Annotated in this window: 20 protein-coding genes; 12 read left to right on the forward strand and 8 right to left on the reverse strand. The window is 62.3% G+C overall.

The features are described 5' to 3' along the window. Positions 1 to 62: 62 nt before the first annotated feature. Both E0E41_RS11875 and E0E41_RS11880 read right to left on the reverse strand, forming a co-directional pair. A complete protein-coding gene (locus E0E41_RS11875; RefSeq protein WP_130870090.1) occupies positions 63 to 2,027 on the reverse strand; it encodes a sodium:solute symporter family protein in 1,965 nt (654 codons plus the stop codon). A gap of 53 nt (positions 2,028 to 2,080) precedes the next feature. Further along, positions 2,081 to 2,848, reverse strand: coding sequence for a cyclase family protein (locus E0E41_RS11880; protein ID WP_130870091.1), 768 nt, complete (start codon positions 2,846 to 2,848; stop codon positions 2,081 to 2,083). Between the two features lie 475 nt (positions 2,849 to 3,323). Here E0E41_RS11880 and E0E41_RS11885 point away from each other — a divergent pair, with 475 nt between their 5' ends. The 10 genes from E0E41_RS11885 (at position 3,324) to obgE (ending at position 12,283) form a co-directional block, all read left to right on the forward strand. Continuing rightward, positions 3,324 to 4,706, forward strand: a complete 1,383-nt coding sequence (locus E0E41_RS11885) for a sigma-54 interaction domain-containing protein (RefSeq protein ID WP_242623768.1) — start codon at positions 3,324 to 3,326, stop codon at positions 4,704 to 4,706. 53 nt (positions 4,707 to 4,759) lie between these two features. Beyond that, positions 4,760 to 5,929 carry a thiolase family protein gene (locus E0E41_RS11890; protein WP_207303215.1) on the forward strand — a complete coding sequence of 390 codons (1,170 nt, stop codon included), beginning with the start codon at positions 4,760 to 4,762 and terminating at the stop codon, positions 5,927 to 5,929. A 164-nt stretch (positions 5,930 to 6,093) separates the two neighbouring features. Beyond that, complete coding sequence (locus tag E0E41_RS11895) at positions 6,094 to 6,651, forward strand: DUF1836 domain-containing protein (RefSeq protein ID WP_130870092.1); 558 nt, start codon at positions 6,094 to 6,096, stop codon at positions 6,649 to 6,651. 20 nt (positions 6,652 to 6,671) lie between these two features. After that, a complete protein-coding gene (locus tag E0E41_RS11900; RefSeq protein ID WP_130870093.1) occupies positions 6,672 to 7,544 on the forward strand; it encodes a DegV family protein in 873 nt (290 codons plus the stop codon). Beyond that, on the forward strand, positions 7,544 to 8,485 hold the full coding sequence (gene prmA, locus E0E41_RS11905; RefSeq protein ID WP_130870094.1) for a 50S ribosomal protein L11 methyltransferase: 942 nt from the start codon (positions 7,544 to 7,546) through the stop codon (positions 8,483 to 8,485). The genes E0E41_RS11900 and prmA overlap by 1 nt, the downstream gene beginning before the upstream one ends. Positions 8,486 to 8,581: 96 nt before the next feature. After that, positions 8,582 to 9,691 (forward strand): metallophosphoesterase, encoded by a 1,110-nt coding sequence (locus tag E0E41_RS11910; protein ID WP_130870095.1) that lies wholly within the window; start codon positions 8,582 to 8,584, stop codon positions 9,689 to 9,691. Positions 9,692 to 9,945: 254 nt separating this feature from the next. Further along, the gene (rplU, locus tag E0E41_RS11915) at positions 9,946 to 10,257 is read left to right on the forward strand and encodes a 50S ribosomal protein L21 (RefSeq protein ID WP_130870096.1); all 312 of its coding nucleotides are present in this window, start codon (positions 9,946 to 9,948) and stop codon (positions 10,255 to 10,257) included. A 1-nt stretch (position 10,258) separates the two neighbouring features. Beyond that, positions 10,259 to 10,591: a ribosomal-processing cysteine protease Prp gene (locus tag E0E41_RS11920; protein ID WP_087343864.1), complete on the forward strand. Its 333-nt coding sequence runs from the start codon at positions 10,259 to 10,261 to the stop codon at positions 10,589 to 10,591. 49 nt (positions 10,592 to 10,640) lie between these two features. Beyond that, entirely contained in the window at positions 10,641 to 10,925 is a 285-nt protein-coding gene (gene rpmA, locus E0E41_RS11925) for a 50S ribosomal protein L27 (RefSeq protein WP_130870097.1), read from the forward strand. 77 nt (positions 10,926 to 11,002) lie between these two features. Then, positions 11,003 to 12,283 carry a GTPase ObgE gene (gene obgE / locus E0E41_RS11930; RefSeq protein WP_130870098.1) on the forward strand — a complete coding sequence of 427 codons (1,281 nt, stop codon included), beginning with the start codon at positions 11,003 to 11,005 and terminating at the stop codon, positions 12,281 to 12,283. A gap of 40 nt (positions 12,284 to 12,323) precedes the next feature. Here the strand turns inward: obgE and E0E41_RS11935 are convergent, their stop codons facing one another. From E0E41_RS11935 to E0E41_RS11945, 3 genes are all read right to left on the reverse strand, one after another. Continuing rightward, positions 12,324 to 13,349, reverse strand: coding sequence for a DUF4179 domain-containing protein (locus E0E41_RS11935; protein WP_130870099.1), 1,026 nt, complete (start codon positions 13,347 to 13,349; stop codon positions 12,324 to 12,326). Continuing rightward, a complete protein-coding gene (locus E0E41_RS11940; RefSeq protein ID WP_130870100.1) occupies positions 13,346 to 13,828 on the reverse strand; it encodes an RNA polymerase sigma factor in 483 nt (160 codons plus the stop codon). The genes E0E41_RS11935 and E0E41_RS11940 overlap by 4 nt, the downstream gene beginning before the upstream one ends. A 118-nt stretch (positions 13,829 to 13,946) precedes the next feature. After that, a complete protein-coding gene (locus E0E41_RS11945) occupies positions 13,947 to 14,354 on the reverse strand; it encodes a hypothetical protein (protein WP_130870101.1) in 408 nt (135 codons plus the stop codon). Between the two features lie 328 nt (positions 14,355 to 14,682). On the opposite strand from E0E41_RS11945, the gene E0E41_RS11950 reads away from it, so the two are divergent. Continuing rightward, on the forward strand, positions 14,683 to 17,316 hold the full coding sequence (locus E0E41_RS11950) for a cation-translocating P-type ATPase (protein WP_130870102.1): 2,634 nt from the start codon (positions 14,683 to 14,685) through the stop codon (positions 17,314 to 17,316). A gap of 63 nt (positions 17,317 to 17,379) precedes the next feature. Here E0E41_RS11950 and E0E41_RS11955 read toward each other — a convergent pair whose 3' ends face one another. Genes E0E41_RS11955 through E0E41_RS11965 form a run of 3 tightly spaced genes read right to left on the reverse strand, consistent with a single transcriptional unit; the run spans position 17,380 to position 20,183 of the window. Beyond that, entirely contained in the window at positions 17,380 to 18,063 is a 684-nt protein-coding gene (locus tag E0E41_RS11955) for a hypothetical protein (RefSeq protein ID WP_130870103.1), read from the reverse strand. Between the two features lie 37 nt (positions 18,064 to 18,100). Then, positions 18,101 to 19,507 (reverse strand): Sapep family Mn(2+)-dependent dipeptidase, encoded by a 1,407-nt coding sequence (locus tag E0E41_RS11960; RefSeq protein WP_130870104.1) that lies wholly within the window; start codon positions 19,505 to 19,507, stop codon positions 18,101 to 18,103. A gap of 22 nt (positions 19,508 to 19,529) precedes the next feature. After that, the gene (locus E0E41_RS11965; protein ID WP_130870105.1) at positions 19,530 to 20,183 is read right to left on the reverse strand and encodes a helix-turn-helix transcriptional regulator; all 654 of its coding nucleotides are present in this window, start codon (positions 20,181 to 20,183) and stop codon (positions 19,530 to 19,532) included. A 130-nt stretch (positions 20,184 to 20,313) separates the two neighbouring features. On the opposite strand from E0E41_RS11965, the gene E0E41_RS11970 reads away from it, so the two are divergent. Continuing rightward, the gene (locus tag E0E41_RS11970; RefSeq protein ID WP_130870106.1) at positions 20,314 to 20,835 is read left to right on the forward strand and encodes a transcription repressor NadR; all 522 of its coding nucleotides are present in this window, start codon (positions 20,314 to 20,316) and stop codon (positions 20,833 to 20,835) included. Positions 20,836 to 20,889 lie beyond the last annotated feature (54 nt).

Here is a 20,889-nt window from a genome sequence, read left to right on the forward strand (position 1 = left end):
GCACAACGGCGGAGCGGGGTACCCGCTCCGCCGTTGAATCGCTTATGTGGATGCCAAAGAGATCAGGCGTACTTGCGGATGGCGGCGGCACCCTTTTCGGTGACACGGAGCTTCCGCTTGAACAGACCGCCCTCAACCACATAGCCCTGGCGGGTCAGGTGGGAGCAGATGGCGGACATCCGCATGGACTTGATGCTGTTCTTCTGCACGAACTCAGCCTGCTTCTCGGGGGCCTCCTTGACCACCTTCAGCAGCTGGACATACAGGGGGCTCAGGCCCTCCTTGGCCATCTCGGCCTCGGTGCTGGACAGAGCGGGGAGAGCAGCCATGCCCTTCTCGGTGATGGAGAAGGTGTAGAACTTGGAGCCGCTCATGCCGGCGCGGACGATGTAACCGCCCTGGTCCAGGTTCTCAATGGCGGCGCCGGAGGTCTTGGAGTCCACACCCAGGGCGTCGGTCAGGTCGGACATGTAGCAGTGGCCGATGCGCAGCATCTGCAGGATCTGCTTCTCCATGTCGCCCAGCTTCACGTCCTTGCGGTTGGTAGCGGTGGGCACGCGCTCCCAGCTGGGCTGGCCGAAGTACTTGGGCTTGCCGGTGAGGGAGGCGATGACGGCCACCACCAGGGTGACCACCAGACCCAGAGTGGCCAGGTAGACGTACTTGCCCACATCAAAGATGCCGGTGAGCTGGAGCAGGGTGAACACGGCCATGGTGATCATGCCGCACACAGCGCCCCACAGAGCGCCGCGGCTGTTGAACTTGGGCCAGATGGCGCCCAGGCCCAGCAGGATGGCGGGAGGCACCAGCCAGCAGTTGGCGAAGGCAAACAGGTAGGTGGGGCCGCCGGGGAACTGGCAGAGCACGAAGGTGACCACGCCGATGAGCAGCATGATGATCTTGGACATCTTCAGGCTGGTCTTGGCGTCGGCCTTGGGGTTGATGAGGCGCTGATAGATGTCGCGGTTGGCAACAGCGGAAGCGCCCAGAGCGGAGGTGGAAGCGGTGGAGATGGAGGCAGCCACGGCGCTGATGACCACCAGCGCGCCGAACAGGGAGATAAAGGTGCTGGCGATGAAGCCGTAGGTGCCGGTGGGCAGCACGGTGCCGCCGTTGAGGGTCAGCTTGTCGGAGTAGAAAGCGCCCATGTAGCCGCCGATGAGGCACAGAGGCAGCACGAACACCACGATCAGGATGATGGCGGCGGCCACGAAGGAGTTACGGGCAACCTTCTCGCTGCGGCAGTTGGCCACCTTCATCCAGTAGTAGTTGTTGCCCCACACCAGAGCCACGGCGAAGCAGACAATGAAGTTAAAGATAGAGGGATAGGTGAATTTCATGCCGGGCAGAGCACCCACGAAGCCCTCATTCATGAAGTTTCCGGCGCTCCAGTTGGCGGTGATGGCGTCCAGCCAGCCGAACTTGCCAGCCAGCAGGAAGAAAGTGGCGGGCACCACGATGACGCCGATGAGGACCTGGAACAGGTCGGTGATGGTGGTGGCCCACAGACCGGAGACGAAGGTGAACACGATGATGACGGCGAAGATGACGGCGGTGATGGCCAGACGGTTCCAGCCGGTGAAGGCCGCGATGTTGTCCACGCTGGACACCACGTTGTTGGCCATGATGCCGCACATGCCGATGACGGAGGTGATGGCTACCACGGAACGGGTGTGGCCGTCATAGCGCATCTCCAGGAACTCGGGCAGGGTCTGAGCGCCGCTGCGGCGGATGAAGTTGGCGTACAGCAGGCCGAAGATCAGCAGACCGCACACTGCATAGATGCAGCCCCAGCCCAGGCCGCCCAACAGACCATACTGGATGGTGAAGCCGGGAGCCAGGGTGACGGTGGTGCCGGCAAAGCCGATGGCACATACGCCTACCGTGTTGATGGGAGTGGAGATCTCACGGCCGGCCAGCACGAAGTCGGAGGATTCCTTAACCCACCGCTTGCTGATCAAGCCAGCGCTCATCAGGAAAGCGCAGAAGATCACGAATATGATAATAAATACCACATTACTGTCCATGCTTGTTCCTCTCTTTCACAAATAACTTTACACACATACTATGGGGACGAAACTCAGTCGACAAAAGCAACCACACGGGACCAGCCGGCGGAGGCGGCCTTGATGCTCACGGGGAAGCAGCTGACCTTGAAGCCGGTGACGGGCAGCTGATCCAGGTTGGTCAGCTTCTCAATGTGGCAGTAAGCCTTGTCGCGGCCCACGCGGTGGGCTTCCCAGATGATGGAGGCGTCGTGATTCTTCTCGAACTCGGCACCCTCGAAGGGCAGAGGCACGTCCCAGCTCCAGCCGTCGGTGCCCACCACGTGCACGCCGCGGTTCAGCAGCCACATGGTGGCCTCGTAGCTCATGCCGGCGCCGGCCACCAGGTACTCGGGCTTGCCCCAACGGTCATCGGCGTCGGTGCGCAGCAGCACGATGTCGCCTTCCTTCAGGGTGTAGCCGATCTTCTCAAAATACTCCTCCACGTCCTTGGCGGTGATCTTGTATCCGTCGGGCTTGTCGTGGAAGTCCATCACCACGCCGTCGCCCACGAACCAGTCCAGAGGCACTTCGTCGATGGTCCAGGCCTTCTCGCCGCCGTTCATGGTGGGGTAATAGTGGTAGGGGGCGTCCACGTGGGTGCCGGAATGGGTGCACACCTGCAGGAACTCGATGCCCCAGCCGTTGCCATCGGGCAGGTCAGCCACAGTGCAGCCCTTGAAGAAACCGGCCATCTGCTCGGCGGTGTCCTTGTGGTTGCAGTACTGGATCTTGGGGATCTGGATCGGGGGATCGCTGGGCAGTCCGTCTTCAATGGGAATGGACAGGTCAATGATTTTCATCGCAAAACACACTCCTTTTCTCAGTCCATACAATGGTTGCTGCGTTCCAGAGTAAAAGCAAATGATGTGCCAACTTCAAAAAACTTCCGAACAAAACGGGAATCTCTTGGGAGACAGGAGAAAGAGGAAAAATGGCAAATTTTGAATCCGGCAAATAGACGTAAGGAAAACTTAACAGTCGGGTATTCGGAAGGGACGATTTTTTACCAAAACCATTGGGACGTAAGGAAATGGAAGCTTTGTAAGGAAAATAATACATGTAATAAAAAACTTACATATTTTTTCATAAGAAACGTTGGAAATGGGCGGTTTTGTTCTGTAAATAATGAAAAAACATAAAAATCTTAGATTTATATAAAAGAAAAGGTTAAATTTCGGTTAGAATCACTATTGTAAAACAAGCTGCGGCTTGCTATCGTAGTTAAGTCTATGGTTGACTTACGTGGAGAGTATGGGTAATAAGAGGTGATCCCGCTTGGAAAACTACATCGATCCACAGACCATGCTGGAATTTATCGAAGGCCTGGCCGCTATGGCAGTGCTGGACAAGGATGGAAACTACACCTATGTCAGCCCGGGCTGGGAGCGCTACACCGGTCACACCGCCCGGGAGGCCATTGGCCGGAAGGTATGGGAGATGGTGCCCGACACCCACGCCCCAGAGGTCTATGCGACGGGCAAGCCGGTGTTTGCCAAGGCCGTCAGGGCCGAGGGAGTCCCCGCCTTTACCAGCTATTTTCCCCGGTTTGACAAGAAGGGCCAGCTGTGCGGGGTCTTTTTATATGTCATTGTCCATGGCATGGAGGACGCCCAGAGTCTGACCCGGCGGATCGGTGAGCTGTCCAGCGCGGTGGAGTATTACCAGCAGGAGCTCTCCCGGGAGCGGGGAGCCCGGTACGGTTTGGACAATATCATCGGCAAGAGCGCGGCGATCGTGCGGTTAAAGGAGCAGATCCTCCAGGCCGCCCGGTCCACCTCTACCGTACTTATTGAGGGAGAGACGGGCAGCGGCAAAGAGCTGATTGCCCACTCCATTCACGCCGCAAGCGCCCGAAAGGCGGCCAATTTTGTCCGGGTGAACTGCTCGGCCATTCCCGCGGAGCTGATGGAATCGGAGTTTTTCGGCTACGCCGCCGGTGCGTTCACCGGCGCCTCCAAAAAGGGCAAAATGGGCCGGTTCCAATTGGCCAACGGGGGCTCCATCTTCCTGGACGAGGTGAACCTGCTCACCACCACCATGCAGCCCAAGTTCCTCCGGGTGCTTCAGGAGATGGAGATCGACCCGGTGGGCGGCGACAAGAGCATCCCCATTGATGTACGGGTCATCGCCGCCTCCAACATCCCGCTGGAGGCCCTGGTGGAGACCGGACAGTTCCGCAGCGACCTGTATTACCGGCTCAACGTCATCCGCATCCAGGCGCCCACGCTGCGGGAGCGGAAGGAGGACCTGCCCCTGCTGGTGGACAACTTCATCCACCGGCTGAACTACCAGCTGGGTATGGTCATTGAGGGGGTAGCCCCCGGCGCCATGGAACTGCTGATGGACTACGACTGGCCGGGCAACGTCCGGGAGCTGCAGAACGCGGTGGAGAGCGCCATGAACGCCACCGATTCCCATGTGCTGCGCCGGAAGGACTTCCGCCAGCTGGAGCAGCGGATGCAGGCCAGAAAACGCCGCCAGGTGGCGGGCGGGGGAGCCGGGGACTACCGGCTGCGTCCGGCCCGCCGGGCCTTCGAGCGGGAGCTGATCCGGGATGCGCTGGCCGCTGCCGGCGGCAACCGGGTAAAGGCGGCAGAGCTGCTGGATATTTCCCGCACGGTGCTGTATGAGAAGATGGAGCAGTACCAGCTGAAATAAGAAATTTTACTTTTATATAGAGAAAACAGAGAAACCGGAAAGGAATGGAGAGTATGTCTGAGAAAAAACTGAGAGAAGCTGTTGTGGTGGCCTGTGGCCGCACCCCCTATTGCAAGGCCAATAAGGGCTCCTTTGCCAACGTCCACCCTGTGGAGTACGGCGCCCAGGCCCTGCTGGGGGTGCTGAACAAGGTGCCCCAGCTGAAGCACGAGGACATCGGAGACGTGATCGTGGGCTGCTCTATGCCTTTCGGCGTCCAGGGCGCCAACATGGCCCGGCTCATCGTGCAGCGGGCCGGCCTGCCCGACAGCGTCACTGCCCAGACTGTGAACCGCTTCTGCTCCTCCGGCCTGCAGACCATCGCCACCGCCGCCAACGCCATCCGCTGCGGCGAGGAGGACGTGATGGTCGCCGGCGGCGTGGAGTCCATGTCCATGGTGCCCATGCTGGTGGGTATTGAGGACGCTGATCCCTGGCTGATGGAGCACCGCCCCGAGGTGTATGTCACCATGGGCATTACCGCTGAGAACGTGGCCCGCCGGTGGAACGTCTCCCGGGCGGACATGGACGCCATGGCTGCGGAGAGCCACCGCCGGGCCGCCCTGGCCCAGAATGAGGGCTTCTTTGACGATCAGATCATCCCCATCACTGTCCCCGGCCCCGACGGCCAGGATGTGGTGGTGACCAAGGACGAGGGCATCCGCCCCGGCTGTAATGTGGAGAGCCTGTCCCAGCTGAAGCCCTGCTTCCTGGAGGACGGCCTGGTCACCGCCGCCACCTCCTCTCAGCGCACCGACGGCGCCGGATTTGTGGTGCTCATGTCCGAGGAAAAGGCTCAGGAGCTGGGCCTGAAGCCCCTGGCCCGCTTTGTGGCCTTTTCCACCGGCGGCGTGCCCGCCGAGGTCATGGGCGTAGGCCCCATCGAGGCGGTGCCCAAGGTGCTGAAAAAGACCGGCATGACCATCGATCAGATGGATGTCATCGAGCTCAACGAGGCCTTTGCCTCCCAGGCTCTGGTGGTCATCCGCACCATCGGCATGGATCCCGCCAAGGTCAACCCCTGGGGCGGCGCCATGGCTCTGGGTCACCCCCTGGGCGCCACCGGCGCCATGCTCACCTGTAAGGCCCTGAGCTACCTGAAGCGCAACGGCGGCAAGTACGGTATGGTAACCATGTGCATCGGCGGCGGCATGGGTGCGGCCGGCATTTACGAGATGCTGTAATCCAGATTTTATCCATCCGGCCCTTTGCGGTCACATAATTTTGTTATGTGACCGCAAAGGGCTGTTTTCATGCCTTTATGGTCTTTACTTCACCAAAAACAATGTGGTATAATTGGACGGATATTTTATGACGTGGTTTTTAAAACCAGAAAGGAGGGCCACAATTGGAGGAGATCCGTGAACTGAAAGAGCGCCTGGAGCAGGAGCGGCCGGTGGCGTGGGAGGATTTTCCCGATATTGGCCTGTATATGGATCAGCTCATCAGCTATATGCCCCGGCAGCTGATCCACTATGGAGAGGGTGAAGCGCTCACCTCCGCCATGGTGAACAACTATATCAAGGACGGTGCCATGCCTCGGGCGGAGGGCAAGCGGTACTCCCGCACCCATCTGGCCTACCTCACCGCCCTGTGCGCGCTCAAGCAGGTGCTGTCGGTGAAGGACGCCGGGCTGCTGCTGGACGCGGCGGGGGCGGGGCAGGAGCCCCAGGCCCTGTACGCCCGCTTCCTGGAGGAGCTGGACCGGGCCCTGGACGTGACCGCCGGCAGCCTGGACGCCACCGCCGGGGAGGATGAGCTGGCTCCCCTGGCCCTGTCCCTGGCTCTGCGCAGCTACGCCGATAAGCTGGCCTGCCAGCGGCTGCTGGAGCTGATCCGGTCCCGCCGCCCTCAGCTTGAGAAGGGTAAAAAAACCAAAAGCAGCCGGGAACATCCCGCTGATTGAATACAGGAGGCTATAGTTGTATGAACGATTACGTTTTGTTGACGGATTCTTCGGCGGATTTGTCAGACGAACTGGTGCGGGAGCTGGATATCCAGGTACTTCCCCTGTTTTTTACCATGGGGGACAAGACCTATCAGAACTGGCCGGACAACCGGGAGATGGACCCGGCTGACTTTTACCGCAGTCTGCGGGAGGGGGGTATGGCCACCACCTCGGCGGTGAATGTGGGGGACTATACCGAGGCCCTTACCCCCATTCTGGAGGCGGGAAAGGATGTGCTGATCCTGGCCTTCTCCTCCGGCCTGTCCGCCACCTGCCACTCTGCCCAGATCGCCGCCAAGGAGCTGATGGAGCAGTTTCCGGAGCGGAAGGTGTGCGTGGTGGATACCCTGTGCGCCTCCCTGGGCCAGGGTCTGCTGGTGTGGTATGCCGCCCGGATGCGTCAGCAGGGCAAGAGCCTGGAGGAGGTCCGGGACTGGGTGGAGGCCCATAAGCTGAATCTGTGCCACTGGTTTACCGTCAGCGACCTGATGTTCCTCAAGCGGGGCGGCCGCGTCTCTCCCGCCACCGCCATGCTGGGCACCATGCTGTCCATCAAGCCGGTGATGCACGTGGACGACGAAGGACACCTCATCAAGGTGGGCACCGCCCGGGGCCGCGGGGCCTCCCTGAAGGCCCTGGTAGACCACATGGCGGAGACCGCCCTGGACCCCGAAAATCAGGTGGTATTCATCAGCCACGGCGACTGCCTGGAGGACGCCCGGAAGGTGGCCGACGACGTGAAGGCACGCTTCGGCGTGAAGGAAGTGGTCATCAACTACGTGGGGCCGGTCATCGGCGCCCACTCGGGACCGGGCACTGTGGCCCTGTTCTTTATGGGGAGCAAGCGGTAATGGAAGATGTAAAGTGGATGGAAGTGACCCTGGACACCACCCGGGGAGAGCTGGACGAGCTGTGCGCCAAGCTCACGGGCAACGGCGTCACCGGGTTCGCCATTGAGGATGAGGAGGACTTCAAGTCCTTCCTGGAGAACAACCGGCAGTACTGGGACTATGTGGACGAGGAGCTGCTGGAGCAGATGAAGGGCGTATGCCGGGTGAAGTTCTACGTCACCGACGACGACCACGGGAAAAAGCAGCTGGCGGAGTGGACGGCGGGGATCGACACCCCCTACACCCTGTCCTCCCTGGGAGACAACGACTGGGCCCACTCCTGGCAGAAATACTACAAGCCCATGGCGGTGGGGGAGAAGCTGTATATCGTGCCCGAGTGGATGCGGGAGGACCCGGTGCCGGAGGGAAAGGTGCCCCTGTACCTGAACCCCGGCCTCACCTTCGGCACCGGCAGCCATTCCTCCACCCAGCTGTGCCTCATGGGGCTGGAGGAGTACACCGTCCCCGGCAAGCCGGTGCTGGACCTGGGCTGCGGCAGCGGCATTTTGTCCATCGCCGCCCTGGCTCTGGGTGCCTCCCACGCCGCGGCGGTGGATATCGACCCCAAGGCGGTGGATGTGGCCTATGAGAACGCCGCCCTCAACGGCATCGGAAAGGACCGCTACCGGGTGCTGGCGGGCAATGTGCTGGACGACGGGGATCTGGTGGCCGACCTGGCCAAGGAGAAGTACGCCCTGGTGCTGGCCAACATCGTGGCCGACGTCATCATCCCCCTGTCCGCCCAGGCCGGGGAATTTATGGACGAGGGGGCGGTGTTCCTGTGCTCGGGCATCATCGACACCCGGGCCGACGAAGTGGCCGCCGCCCTGGAGAAAAACGGCCTCCACGTGTTCCGCAGGCGGGAGCAGAAGGGCTGGGTCTCCCTGGCCGCCCGCCGGTAAGCCGAAAAAGAGAGGGAACGGATCTCCCGGACGGGAAATCCGTTCCTTTTTTGCGCCCGCTGTGGTACAATATGGGATAAAAGCGAGGTGGAATCCATGGCGAGAAAAGCCAGGGTGGTGCATATGGAGCTTCCCGCCGGACGGCGGGTGCTGGCCATCAGCGATATTCACGGCAACCTGCCCTTCTTCCGGGGCGTGCTGGCGGCGGCCAACTATACGGCGGACGATGTGCTGGTGCTGGTGGGCGATCTGGTGGAAAAGGGACCGGACAGCCTCACGCTGCTGCGGGCGGTGATGGAGCTGGCCCAACAGAATACGGTGTACTGTCTGAAGGGCAACTGCGACAACCTGGTGTGGGAGTTCGTGGAGGAGCCGGGAGCGGATGAGGACCCCTTCTATGACCACTATTTAAAGGTATGGGGCGACCGGTGCCTGCTGATCCAGATGGGCCGGGCGGCGGGGTTGGACCCGAGGGGGCCGGAGGACCTGCCCGCCCTGCGGCAGGTGATCAGGGAGCATTTCGGCCCGGAACTGGCCTTTCTGGGGGCCATGCCGGAGATTCTGGTCACCCCCGACTACCTGTTTGTCCACGGCGGTGTGGCCGACGAGGAGCGGCTGGAGGGTCTGGACGCCTGGCGGTGCATGAAAAACGACGACTTTTTGTCCCAGGGACACTCCTTCCGCCGGTGGTGCATCGTGGGCCACTGGCCGGTGACCCTCTACCACCCCCATGTGCCCTCCGCCGCCCCGCTGCTGCTGCCGGAGCGGCACATCGCCAGCATCGACGGCGGCTGCTCGCTGAAGCTGGACGGCCAGCTCAACGCCCTGGAGCTGCCCCGGACCTCCGGCGGAGCCTTCCGCTGGTACGCCTATGACGGCCTGCCCACCGCCGTGGCCCTGGACCCCCAGGCCCCGTCGGAGGATTCGGTGAATGTGCGCTGGGGCCGCAACGTGCTGGAGGTGCTGGAGCGGGGCAAGTACCTCTCCCGCTGCCGCCACCTGGAGACCGGCCGGGAGCTGGAGGTGCTCACCGAGTACCTTTACACCCGGGACGGGGTCACCCGGTGTGAGGATTCCACCGACTACCGACTGGGGATCGAGCGGGGGGACCGGGTGTCGGTGGTGCGCCGGCTGCCAGACCGGGCGCTGGTGAAGAAAAACGGTGTCACCGGCTGGTACTTTGGCCGGTTAAGTGAAAAAAGATAGAAAAACCCTTGACTTTCCGGATTTCCGCGGATATACTATTAGAGCCGCTTTGAATGGGTAAGAAGCGCGGAGGCGCCCGGGAGCAGGGCAACAGCGAGACACGCAGACCAAAAAACAGGTCGGCCGCAGGCCGGCGGCATTTTTGGCGGAGTGTTGAGCGGTTGGCCGTCGCAGAGGGCGCGCAGCGTGACAAGCAAGCGGAACCCCGGTTCCCGCCCCCGATAGCGAGCCCGTAATGAAGGAGTTGAAACTACATGCATGCGATCATCGAGACCGGCGGCAAGCAGTACAAGGTGGCGGAGGGCGACACTCTGTTCATCGAGAAGCTGCCCAACGAGGCCGGCGACACCGTGACCTTCGACAAGGTTCTGGCTGTCATTGACGGGGACAAGATCACCGTGGGCACTCCCGTGGTGGAGGGCGCCAAGGTGGACGCCTCCGTGGTGAAGAACGGCAAGGGCAAGAAGATCCTGGTCTTCAAGTATAAGCCGAAGAAGGGCTACCGGAAGCGTCAGGGCCATCGTCAGCCCTACACCAAGGTGACCATCGGCGCCATCTCCATGTAAGATGACTACCGTCTCCTTTCACATGGAGGGCAGCCGCATCGTGGGCTTCACAGTGAAGGGCCACAGCGGCTATGCCGAAGCGGGGAGCGACATTGTCTGCGCTGCCGTTACCAGCGCCGTCCGACTGGTGGAATGCGCCGTCAACGACGTGCTGGGGCTGGAAGCCTCGGTGAAGGTAAAGGAGCGGGACGCGTCCATTTCCCTGCGTCTCCCCGGCGGACTGGGCCAGACCGCTGAGAGCACCTGTCAGACCCTTCTGACCGCTCTCATGGTCCACATGACCAGTCTGCACGAGGAATATCCCGACTATGTGCTGGTGCTGGAGGAGGACTGACCTCCCCGCACAGCGTTTCATCAACACACAAGTTTGGAGGTGTGACACCATGCTGAACATCGGTATTCAGTTCTTCGCCCACAAGAAGGGCGTTGGCTCCACTCGTAACGGCCGTGATTCCGAGGCCAAGCGTCTGGGCGTGAAGCGGGGCGACGGTCAGTTCGTTCTGGCCGGCAACATCCTGGTCCGCCAGCGGGGCACCCATATCCATCCCGGCGTCAACGTGGGTAAGGGCAGCGACGACACTCTGTTCGCCATGAAGAGCGGCAAGGTCAAGTTCGAGCGCCTGGGCAAGGACCGCAAGCAGGTTTCCATCGTGGAGATCGCTCAGTAATTGCCTGAAATATGGGTAAACTAAGCCCCGGACGGAATCCCGTTCCGGGGCTTTTTCTTTGAGAACAAGGAGGAACTATGGCAGCACCCTTTGTAGATACCGCCCGCATCACGGTGAAGGCGGGCAACGGCGGCAACGGCGCGGTGGCCTTCCACCGGGAGAAGTACGTGGCCGCCGGCGGTCCCGACGGCGGCGACGGCGGCCGGGGCGGCAGCGTGGTCCTGGAGATCAATCCCCACATGTCCACCCTGATGGACTTCCGCTACAAGCGCAAGTACGTGGCGGGCAACGGCATGGACGGCCAGGGCAAGCGCTGCTCCGGCAAGGACGGGGAGGATCTGGTCATCAAGGTCCCCAAGGGCACCGTGGTGCGGGACGCCGCCACCAATGAGATCATCTGCGACATGTCGGAGACCGACCGCTTCGTGCTGGCCAGGGGCGGCAACGGCGGCTGGGGCAACAAGCACTTTGCCACCCCCACCCGTCAGGTGCCCCGGTTTGCCAAGGCGGGGCTGCCCGGCCAGGAGCGGCAGGTCATCCTGGAGCTGAAGCTGCTGGCCGACGTGGGCCTGGTGGGCTTCCCCAACGTGGGCAAGTCCACCCTGCTGTCGGTGGTGTCCAAGGCCCGGCCCAAGATTGCCAACTACCACTTCACCACCCTGTTCCCCAACCTGGGTGTGGTGTATGTGGAGGAGGGGGTATCCTTCGTGCTGGCCGACATCCCCGGCATCATTGAGGGAGCCGCCGAAGGGGCCGGTCTGGGCCACGACTTCCTGCGGCACATCGACCGGTGCCGGCTGCTCATCCACGTGGTGGACGTGTCCGGTTCCGAGGGGCGGGACCCGGTGGCCGACTTTGACGCCATTCAGGAGGAGCTGAAGGAGTACGGCTCCGGCCTGGAGAACCGCCCCATGATCGTGGCGGGCAACAAGGTGGATATCGCCGCCGACCGCACCGGCTTGGAGGCCCTGAAGGCCCATGTGGAGGCCCTGGGGATGCCCTTTTATGAGATCTCCGCCGCCTCCCAGCTGGGCACCCGGGAGCTGATGTTTGCCGCCGCCCGGGAGCTGGAGCACCTGCCCCCCATCACGGTGTACGAGCCCACCTATGTGGAGCGGCCTCCGGAGGTGGATATGTCGGAGCCCCTCAACATCATCCACGAGGACGACACCTGGATCGTGGAGGGCCCCTGGCTCCAGCGGCTCATGGCCAACGTCAACTTCGGGGACTACGAGTCCCGGAACTGGTTCGACAAGATGCTCCGCCAGTCCGGCCTGTTCGACCGGCTGGAGGAGATGGGCATCAAGGACGGGGACATCGTCTCCCTGTACAACCTGGAATTCGAGTATCAGAGATAAGGAAACCGGGCCTGCTTGTACGGCGGGCCCGGTTTTTTGCCTATTGATTGACGGGGATGACCACGTCCCCTACGGTGACGGAGGCCACCTCATCCAGCGGCCGAATGGTATCGAAAATCATGCCCTTCTGGCAGGAGACGGAATCCTCTCCCCGGGTGCAGGTGCCCCCGGCGTGGGACAGGTCCAGGGTGGTGCCGTCGGTATAGGTGATAGACATGGGCAGAGGCTCCAGCCAGTCGGTGGTACCGTCGTCCGAGGAATAGATGGTGTAGTCCGCCTGGATGGACAGGGGGGAGAGGGTGACGGTGTTGAGCACGGCCTCCGTCCCGTCCAGCGTAAAGCTCTGCCCACAGGGCAGGACCCGGGAGGAATCCTCAAAGTCCAGCCGGAAGGTCAGCGTCCAGCTCCCCTCCGCCAGAGTAGTGGGGGAGGTGTAGTCCTCTCCGTATACCTGCAGGTCCTGGAACCGGGCGGTGAAATTTCCGGGCTCCAGAGGGAGGTTGCCGGTGCGCAGCTCGACAAACTGGATGGCGCTGTCGGAGGGGTCGGCATCGTAGAACCAGCGGCTGCCGCCGCTGGCTCCCCGGTAGCCCTGGAGGGAAGCATCGTAGGACTGGAAGGTCAGGGGCAGAGCGTCGGTGGCCGGGTCGGGGGCCCGGGCCAGAATGTCATCGTCCACCAGGGGCGCTCCATCCTCCCGCTGGATGGTGTACACCACGGTATAGCTGTAGGTATCTCCCACGATGGCGTCGGCGGTGATGGTGATGCCGTTGTCGGTGGCCGAGGCCCCCACGGGGTAGCCGATCTTGTCGATGACCTGGGTCTGGGCGGAGGGGCCGAAAATGGCGGAGAAGGCCGCCCCAACGTCTCCCAGAGCGCCGGTGGCCCCCGCCACCCCCAGGCTGAGCACCAAAGCGGCAGCCACCCCTGCGGCGGCCAGACGGCGGATGGGCAGGACCCGGCGGGGAGCGGCTGTCTCCGCCGCCGTCATCAGCCGGTCCGCCATATGTTCCTTCTGCTCCGGGGTGAAGCGGAGCCGGTCCATGGTATCTTTATACTGTTTCATGTCAGTTCCTCCTGTTCCAGGTAGGTCCGCAGCTTCTGCCGCCCCCGGTCCAGCCGGGTGAAGACGGTGGCTGGCTTTTCCCCCAGCAGGGCGGCGATCTCCTTGGCGGAATAGCCCTCGTAATAATAGAGGTAGATGACGGCCCGGTACTTGGGGGGCAGCAGCTCCAGCGCTGCCAGCAGGCTCCCCTCCTCCGGCTGGGGGGCGGGCACCGCCTCCGCCGCCTCCAGGGCCACCGTGGTCCGGTGCCAGTGGCTCTTCAGGTGGTCCTTGCACAGGTTGACGGCGGCGCGGATGATCCAGGCCCGCTCGTGGTCCGGGCTGTCAAAAGTTTGGGGCGTTTGCAGCAGCTTGAGAAAGATATCCTGACAGATATCCTGGGCGTCGGCGGTGCTGCCCAGATAGGTGTAGCTCAGCCGGAGGATCAGGTCGGAGTAGGTATCCACCAGCCGCTGGGCTTCCGCCCGGTCCAGCATCATGTCTGTCACATCCTTTCGGTAGGATTGAAAAGCGCTTTCACCCAGAATACGATTGGGAGGGGCCGGATTCTTCATTTCCCATAAAAAAGGCGGAAGCCGGCGGCTTCCGCGTTTTCCGTTATTTTTCAGGAGGCTTGACGGGGGGACGGCCCATCAGGTCGTCCTCCTTGGTGTGGAGGAACTTTTTGATCACAAAGATCAGCGCTACGGCGGAGACCCCCAGCAGGGTATCCACCGGGGTGGAGTGGCTCACCACCAGCTGCCGGGCGATGGCAAACAGCAGCACATCGGTGACCGCCCGGGGAGTGTGGAGAATGAGCATCTTCATAAACTCCAGGCCCACGATGATGTTCATGGTGCTGGCCAGAAACTGATCCAGGCTGAATTGCCCCATCAGCAGGTATTCCAGAGAATCCTTCCCGGTCAGCACCATCTGCACCACGGTGACCACCAGAATAAATACCGCAAGGATCAGCTCCAGCACCCAGGCGGTTTTCAACAGGGCAAGTACGGCTTTCGGCTTCATCGGTTGTCTCCTTTCCGGCAGGGATTTGCTGAAAAAAGTATAACGGAAGGCGGGCGTGCCGTCAACCATTCCGGGAATAATGCTGAAAAGAGCGGGGATACTTGGAAAGGGAATTGACTTGGCGGCGGAAATGTGATAAGATACCGGCAGTTGAAAAGGGAGTAGTTTGAAAGTCGTTCCGTCAACATCACGGCCGGTTGCCGGCCTGGCGGTACGCGCCCGATGCGGTAACAAGACTTTTCGGCAACTGTCGTCATGGACGGCGGTTGGCGGGGGGTCTTTTTTTGTTGCCCTCTCGCTTTCATTCCAAAAAAGGGAAGGGATCATAATGGCAGAGCAATATTACAGCAAGACCGTCGCCCAGGCGCTGGAGGCCCAGCAGGCCAGCCCGAAGGGCCTGACCGACCAGCAGGCCCGGGCCCGGCTGGAGCAGTACGGGCCCAACAAACTGTCCGAGGGCAAGAAGAAGAGTGTGCTCCAGATCTTCCTGGAGCAGTTCAAGGATCTGCTGGTCATCATCCTCATCATCGCGGCCCTCATCTCCGCCGTGTCGGAGAATGTGGAGAGCACTATCGTCATTTTCGCCGTGCTCATCCTCAACGCCATCCTGGGCACCGTCCAGTATCTGAAGGCGGAAAAGTCCCTGGAGAGCCTGAAGGCCATGTCCTCCCCCTCCGCCAAGGTGCTCCGGGGCGGCGTCCGGGTGGAGATCCCCTCCGCCGACGTGGTGCCCGGCGACATTGTGCTGCTGGAGGCCGGCGACATGGTGGTGGCCGACGGCCGCATTCTGGAAAACTTCTCCCTGAAAGTCAATGAGAGCTCCCTCACCGGCGAGAGTGAGGGCGTGGACAAGACCGCCGACGTGATTGGCGGCGGCCAGGTGGCCCTGGGCGACCAGAAGAACATGGTGTTTTCCGGCTCCCTGGTGACCTACGGCCGGGCCACCGTGCTGGTCACCGGCACCGGCATGGACACCGAGCTGGGCAAGATCGCCGCCCTGATGAACCAGACCCAGCAGCGCAAGACCCCCCTCCAGCAGAGCCTGGACAACTTCTCTGCCAAGCTGGCTATCGTCATCATGGCTATCTGCGCCGTGGTGTTCGTCCTGTCCATCTTCCGCACCGGCATGGGGGTGCTGGACTCCCTCATGTTTGCCGTGGCCCTGGCGGTGGCCGCCATCCCAGAGGCCCTCAGCTCCATCGTCACCATCGTGCTGGCCATGGGCACGCAGAAGATGGCCAAACAGAACGCCATCATGAAGGACCTGAAGGCGGTGGAGAGCCTGGGCTCCGTTTCCGTCATCTGTTCGGACAAGACGGGTACCCTGACCCAGAACAAGATGACCCCCCAGAAGGTGTACGCCGACGGCTCCCTGCTGGAGGGAGACGACCTGGAGCTGGTGAACGACGTGCAGCGCCTGCTGCTGAAAGCCGCCCTGCTGGCCAGCGACGCCACCAACAACCAGGAGACCGGCGCCTCCATCGGCGACCCCACCGAGGTGGCCCTGGTCATGCTGGGCGAGAAGTTCGGCGTGGACGAGGAGAGCTACCGCGCCCAGCATCCCCGGCTGGGTGAGCTGGCCTTTGACTCCGACCGCAAGCTGATGAGCACCCTCCACGACATCGACGGAGTGCCCACCCTGTTCACCAAGGGCGCCATCGACGTGCTGCTGAACCGGTCCAAGTGGCTCCTTACCCGGCAGGGCAAGGTGGAGATGACCCCCGAGCGGAAGGAAGAGATCGCCCGGGTGAATATGGAGCTGTCCATGGAGGGCCTGCGGGTGCTGGCCTTTGCCTGCAAGGAGCTGGACAGTGTCCGGCCCCTGACCCTGGAGGACGAGAATGAGTTTACCTTCATCGGCCTCATCTCCATGATCGACCCGCCCCGGCCCGAGGCGGTGCAGGCGGTGGCCGACGCCAAGCGGGGCGGTATCCGCACCATTATGATCACCGGCGACCACAAGATCACCGCCTCCGCCATCGCCAAGCAGCTGGGCATCTTCCGGGAGGGAGACGAGGCCGTGTCCGGCCTGGAGCTGGACCAGATGACCGACGCCGACCTGGACCAGCGGCTGGAAAAGATCTCGGTGTACGCCCGGGTGTCCCCCGAGCATAAGATCCGCATCGTCAACGCCTGGCAGCGGAAGGGCTGCATCGTGTCCATGACCGGCGACGGCGTCAACGACGCCCCCGCCCTGAAGAAGGCGGACATCGGCGTGGCCATGGGCATCACCGGTACCGAGGTGTCCAAGGACGCCGCCTCCATGATCCTGGCCGACGACAACTTTGCCACCATCGTCAAGGCGGTGGTCAACGGCCGCAGCGTGTACGCCAACATCAAAAACGCCATCCAGTTCCTGCTCAGCGGCAACACCGCCGGCATCTTCTGTGTGCTGTACGCCTCCCTGCTGGCCCTGCCCGTGCCCTTCCAGCCGGTCCACCTGCTGTTCATCAACCTGCTTACCGACTCCCTGCCCGCCATCGCCATCGGCATGGAGCCCGCCCGGAAGGGTCTGCTGGACCTGAAGCCCCGTGACCCCAAGGAGCCCATCCTCAACCAGCCTCTCCTGGCCCGCATCGGCGGCCAGGGCCTGCTCATCGCCGTGGTCACCATGATCGCCTTCTACCTGGGCTACCAGGGGGGCGACGCGATGATGGCCTCCACCATGGCCTTTTCCACCCTCACCCTGGCCCGGCTGTTCCACGGCTTCAACTGCCGGGGCGCCGAATCCATCTTCCGCCTGAAGCTGACCACCAACAAGGCCTCCATTGCCGCATTCTTTGCCGGCGTGGTGCTGCTGCTGGCGGTGCTCTTCATCCCCGGCCTCAAGGGCCTGTTCCAGGTGGCCCCCGCCTTCGGGTTTGCCAACCTGGGGGAGATCGTGCTGCTGGCCTTCCTGCCCACCCTGGTCATCCAGATCGTCAAGGTGATCTGCGACCTGCGCCGGGGCAAGGCGGACTGATACAAAAGAAGAATACCGGCCCCGCCTGTCAGACAGGCGGGGCCGGTATTTTTTCACAGGATCTCAGCCCAGATTGTAGTCGATGATCAGTGCGTCCAGGGACCAGAAGTCGTCGTCGGGGATGGACCAGTAGTCGTCGTCCCCCAGCGCCACCTGTACCAGGGTGGTCTGAGGCTCCAGATAGCCCAGCTCAGGCAGCTTCTCATAGGTCAGATCCATAAACAGCTGTACCCATTCCAGCTCGTAGGCCCGGTACTCCTCGTCGGTCATCTGGTCGGGATAGCGGCTGTTCAGCTCGTCGGCGGCGCCGTTGGACAGCTCCTCCGCCACCTGGTGGAAGATGTCGATGGGCTCCACCGTCACCTTTACACTGAAGGTGGTGTCATCCATCTCGGAGGCGGAATCCACCGAGTACTTGGAGTGGGCGTAGATTTGCCGGTACATGGTGGACAGCTCCTTCAGCAGGCTGTCCTGCTCCTCCTGGGACAGCTCGCTTTCCACAAAGGAATCCAGGAAGAACTGGGCCTCGGTCTCCAGACTGCCGTCGTAGACATCCGCCACCTCCTCCTCCGAGCTGTCGATCAGCTTCAGAAAATCCGGGTCGGCTTTGCCCAGATAGTTTTCATCCAGGACGCCCTGGACGTAGCATTTCGCATCGTCGGCGCTCAGGCCGCCGCCGCAGGCGGACAGGGGGATCAGCAGTGCCAGGGACAGGGTCAGGGCCAGTGCGGTGGTCTTTCCTTTCATGGATGCTCATCCTCTCATCTTCAATTTTGTGCTGCACTCAGGAGCAGAGATCAATGATGGCCTGGGTAAAGATCTTGGCGGCGGTGAGCTGGTCGGCGATGCAGGTGTGCTCATCGGCGCCGTGCATGTTGCCGTTGAAGCCGGGCATGGCGCAGCCGAAGGCCACGCCGCCGGGAATGTCGTGGACGTAGGTGCCGCCGCCGATGGCCAGGCACTCCCCCTTGTTGCCGGTGTACTGCTCATAGCAGTTCAGCAGCACCTTGACCAGGGGAGAATCGGCGGGGGTGTGGTGGGGCTCCTGCATGTCGCCCCGGGCGGTCATGCCGAACTTGGCAAAGGAGGTCTCGGCCACGGCCTTGCAGTTTTCCTCGTCGGCGCAGAGAGGCACCCGGCTGTCAAACTGGCCCTCCAGGCCGGTGGGGGTGACCTCCAGCAGGGAAAAGGCCAGAGTGAGGGGGCCGGAGATATCGTCGGACTGGGCGATGCCCAGCGCTTTTCCGTCGCAGTCCCCGTGGGGGAACAGGGCGTTCAGGGCGTGGAGACCGGCGGTGGAGCCCACTTTGGCCAGGGGCAGGGCGCACAGCAGGTCCAGCAGGGCGGTGATGGCGTTGTTGCCCTCCGCCGGGGTGGAGGCGTGGGCCCCCTTGCCGTGGCACAGGATGTGCAGGTCGTCTCCCTCCTCCTTCAGCTCGTAGGAGGCGCCGGTGCGCCCGGCAGCGGCGTCGCAGTAGGGCTTGGCCGCCTCAGCGGACAGGCCGGCGATGACGCAGCTGGCCTCCGGCGGCACCACGTTGGTGCGGAAGCCGCCGTGGAGCTCCTTCACCCGGGGAGTGGCCTCCTCGGCCGCCCAGGTCTTGGTAAACACCGGCCGGTAACTGCCCTTCTCGATGTTGATGAGGGGAAACTCGGCGTCAGGAGAGAAGGTGTAGGGGGCGTAGGGTTCCTTGCTGTAGTAGTAGGCCAGGTCCGCCGAGCCGCTCTCCTCATCGGTGCCCAGGATCAGCCGCACGTTCTTTTTCAGCGGCACGCCCAGATCCTTCACCGCCTGCATGGCCATCAGCACGGCGCAGGCGGGGCCTTTGTCGTCGTCGGTGCCCCGGCCGTAGAGCATCCCGTCCACTTCCTTGGGCTCGTAAGGCCCGGTCACTGTCCAGCCGGTGCCCTCGCCCACCACGTCCAGGTGGCACAGGATGTGCAGGACGGTCTCCTCATCGTTCAGGTCCACCGTACCCACATAGTTGTCATAATTCTTCACGGCAAAGCCCAGCTCACCGGCCAGTTTCAGACCCTCCGCCAGGGCGGCGGCGGGGCCGGGGCCGAAGGGCATGCCGGGCTGTGCGTCCTCCCGGACACTGCGCACCCGCACCAGCCGGGAGATGTGGCCCACCAGCTGAGCGCGGCGGGCGGGGTCGTCAAAATAGGAATTGATCTGCTGCTTGTCCATAAAGGGCGATTCCTCCTTCATTTTAGTTGGATTCGTTAGGCTCCTCCTCGCCGGCGGTGCCTGACAGCTCTCCCAGGTATTTGTACACCGTGTACCGGGACACCTGGAGCCGTTTGGCCACAAAGGGCACCGACTTGCGGAAGGAGAAGGCGTTCTTCTGATCCAGCAGGGCGATGATCTTCATCCGGTCCCGCTTGTTCAGGGCGTTTACCGGCTTGCCCACCGCCGCCAGGCACTCCTCAAACAGATTGCCCAGCTGCTTGTCTCCCCCGTGCCACATGGCGCTCTGGAGGTCGGCCTCGGCGCTCATCAGGTCCACCAGGATCCGGTTGGCGTACACCAGGGAGGAGTAGTCGAAGTTGATGCCCAGGGCCAGATTGTAGTCCTCCCCGATCAGGTGAAAGGTGCTGCTCTTGATCTGCTGCCCCGACGGGGTGGTGGCATACAGATTGACAAAGTCGGTGACCAGGGCGTCCTGGTCCAGCTCCCGGGCGGTGCCCAGAATGTCCATGGTGGAGCCCACCGTCCGGCCGGAGACGTGGCCGTTGTAAATTGATAAAATGGGGTGGCTGGGATCTCCCATATCGTGGACCAGGGTTTCACAGGTGGAGCCGAACATCTCGGCGATTCCCCGGGCCGTCCGGTCCAAAAACTCAAAGGCTTCCTCTCGATCCATTGTAAGCAACCGCACGCTCCTCTTTCAGTGATGTGATATTATCTCTATTGTACTGTCGGCCGGTGGAAATTGCAAGGTGATTTACACACTGGGTCGGAACTGTTATACTGAGGAAAAAGGAGGGACGGCCATGACAGAACACAGTGGAGCGGAGCGCCGGACGGCGGTGGCCCGGGCGCTGGAGGAGGCGGAGGGGCCGCTGAGTGCGGCGGCGCTGGCCCAGCGCTTCTCCGTCAGCCGCCAGATCATCGTGGGAGACATCGCCCTGCTGCGGGCGGGCGGCGCCCACATCCTGGCCACGCCCCGGGGCTATGTGCTGGAGCGGCGTCAGGACGGGGTGGAGCATACCGTGGCCTGCGTCCATACCCCGGAGCAGATGGAGGCTGAGCTTACCGCCATTGTGGATGCCGGGGGCGAGGTGGTGGACGTGATCGTGGAGCATCCGGTCTATGGTCAGCTTACCGGCATATTGGGGCTGAGCAGCCGATATGATATAGGGGAGTTCATCCGGCGGGTGGAGGCCCACGGGGCCAAGCCGCTGTCCGATCTCACCGGCGGAATTCACCTGCATACCATCCGCTGCCGGAACGAAAAAAGTTTCGAAAGGGTGCAAAAAGCCCTTGCAAATGCGGGGTTTTTGCTCAATATGTGAAATTTAACACAGTAAAGAGACGGCGGAGTTGTTAATTCTGACAAAAAAGTGTTG

The sequence above is a fragment of the Intestinimonas massiliensis (ex Afouda et al. 2020) genome (assembly GCF_900626285.1).
GTDB classification, from domain to species: domain Bacteria; phylum Bacillota; class Clostridia; order Oscillospirales; family Oscillospiraceae; genus Flavonifractor; species Flavonifractor massiliensis_A.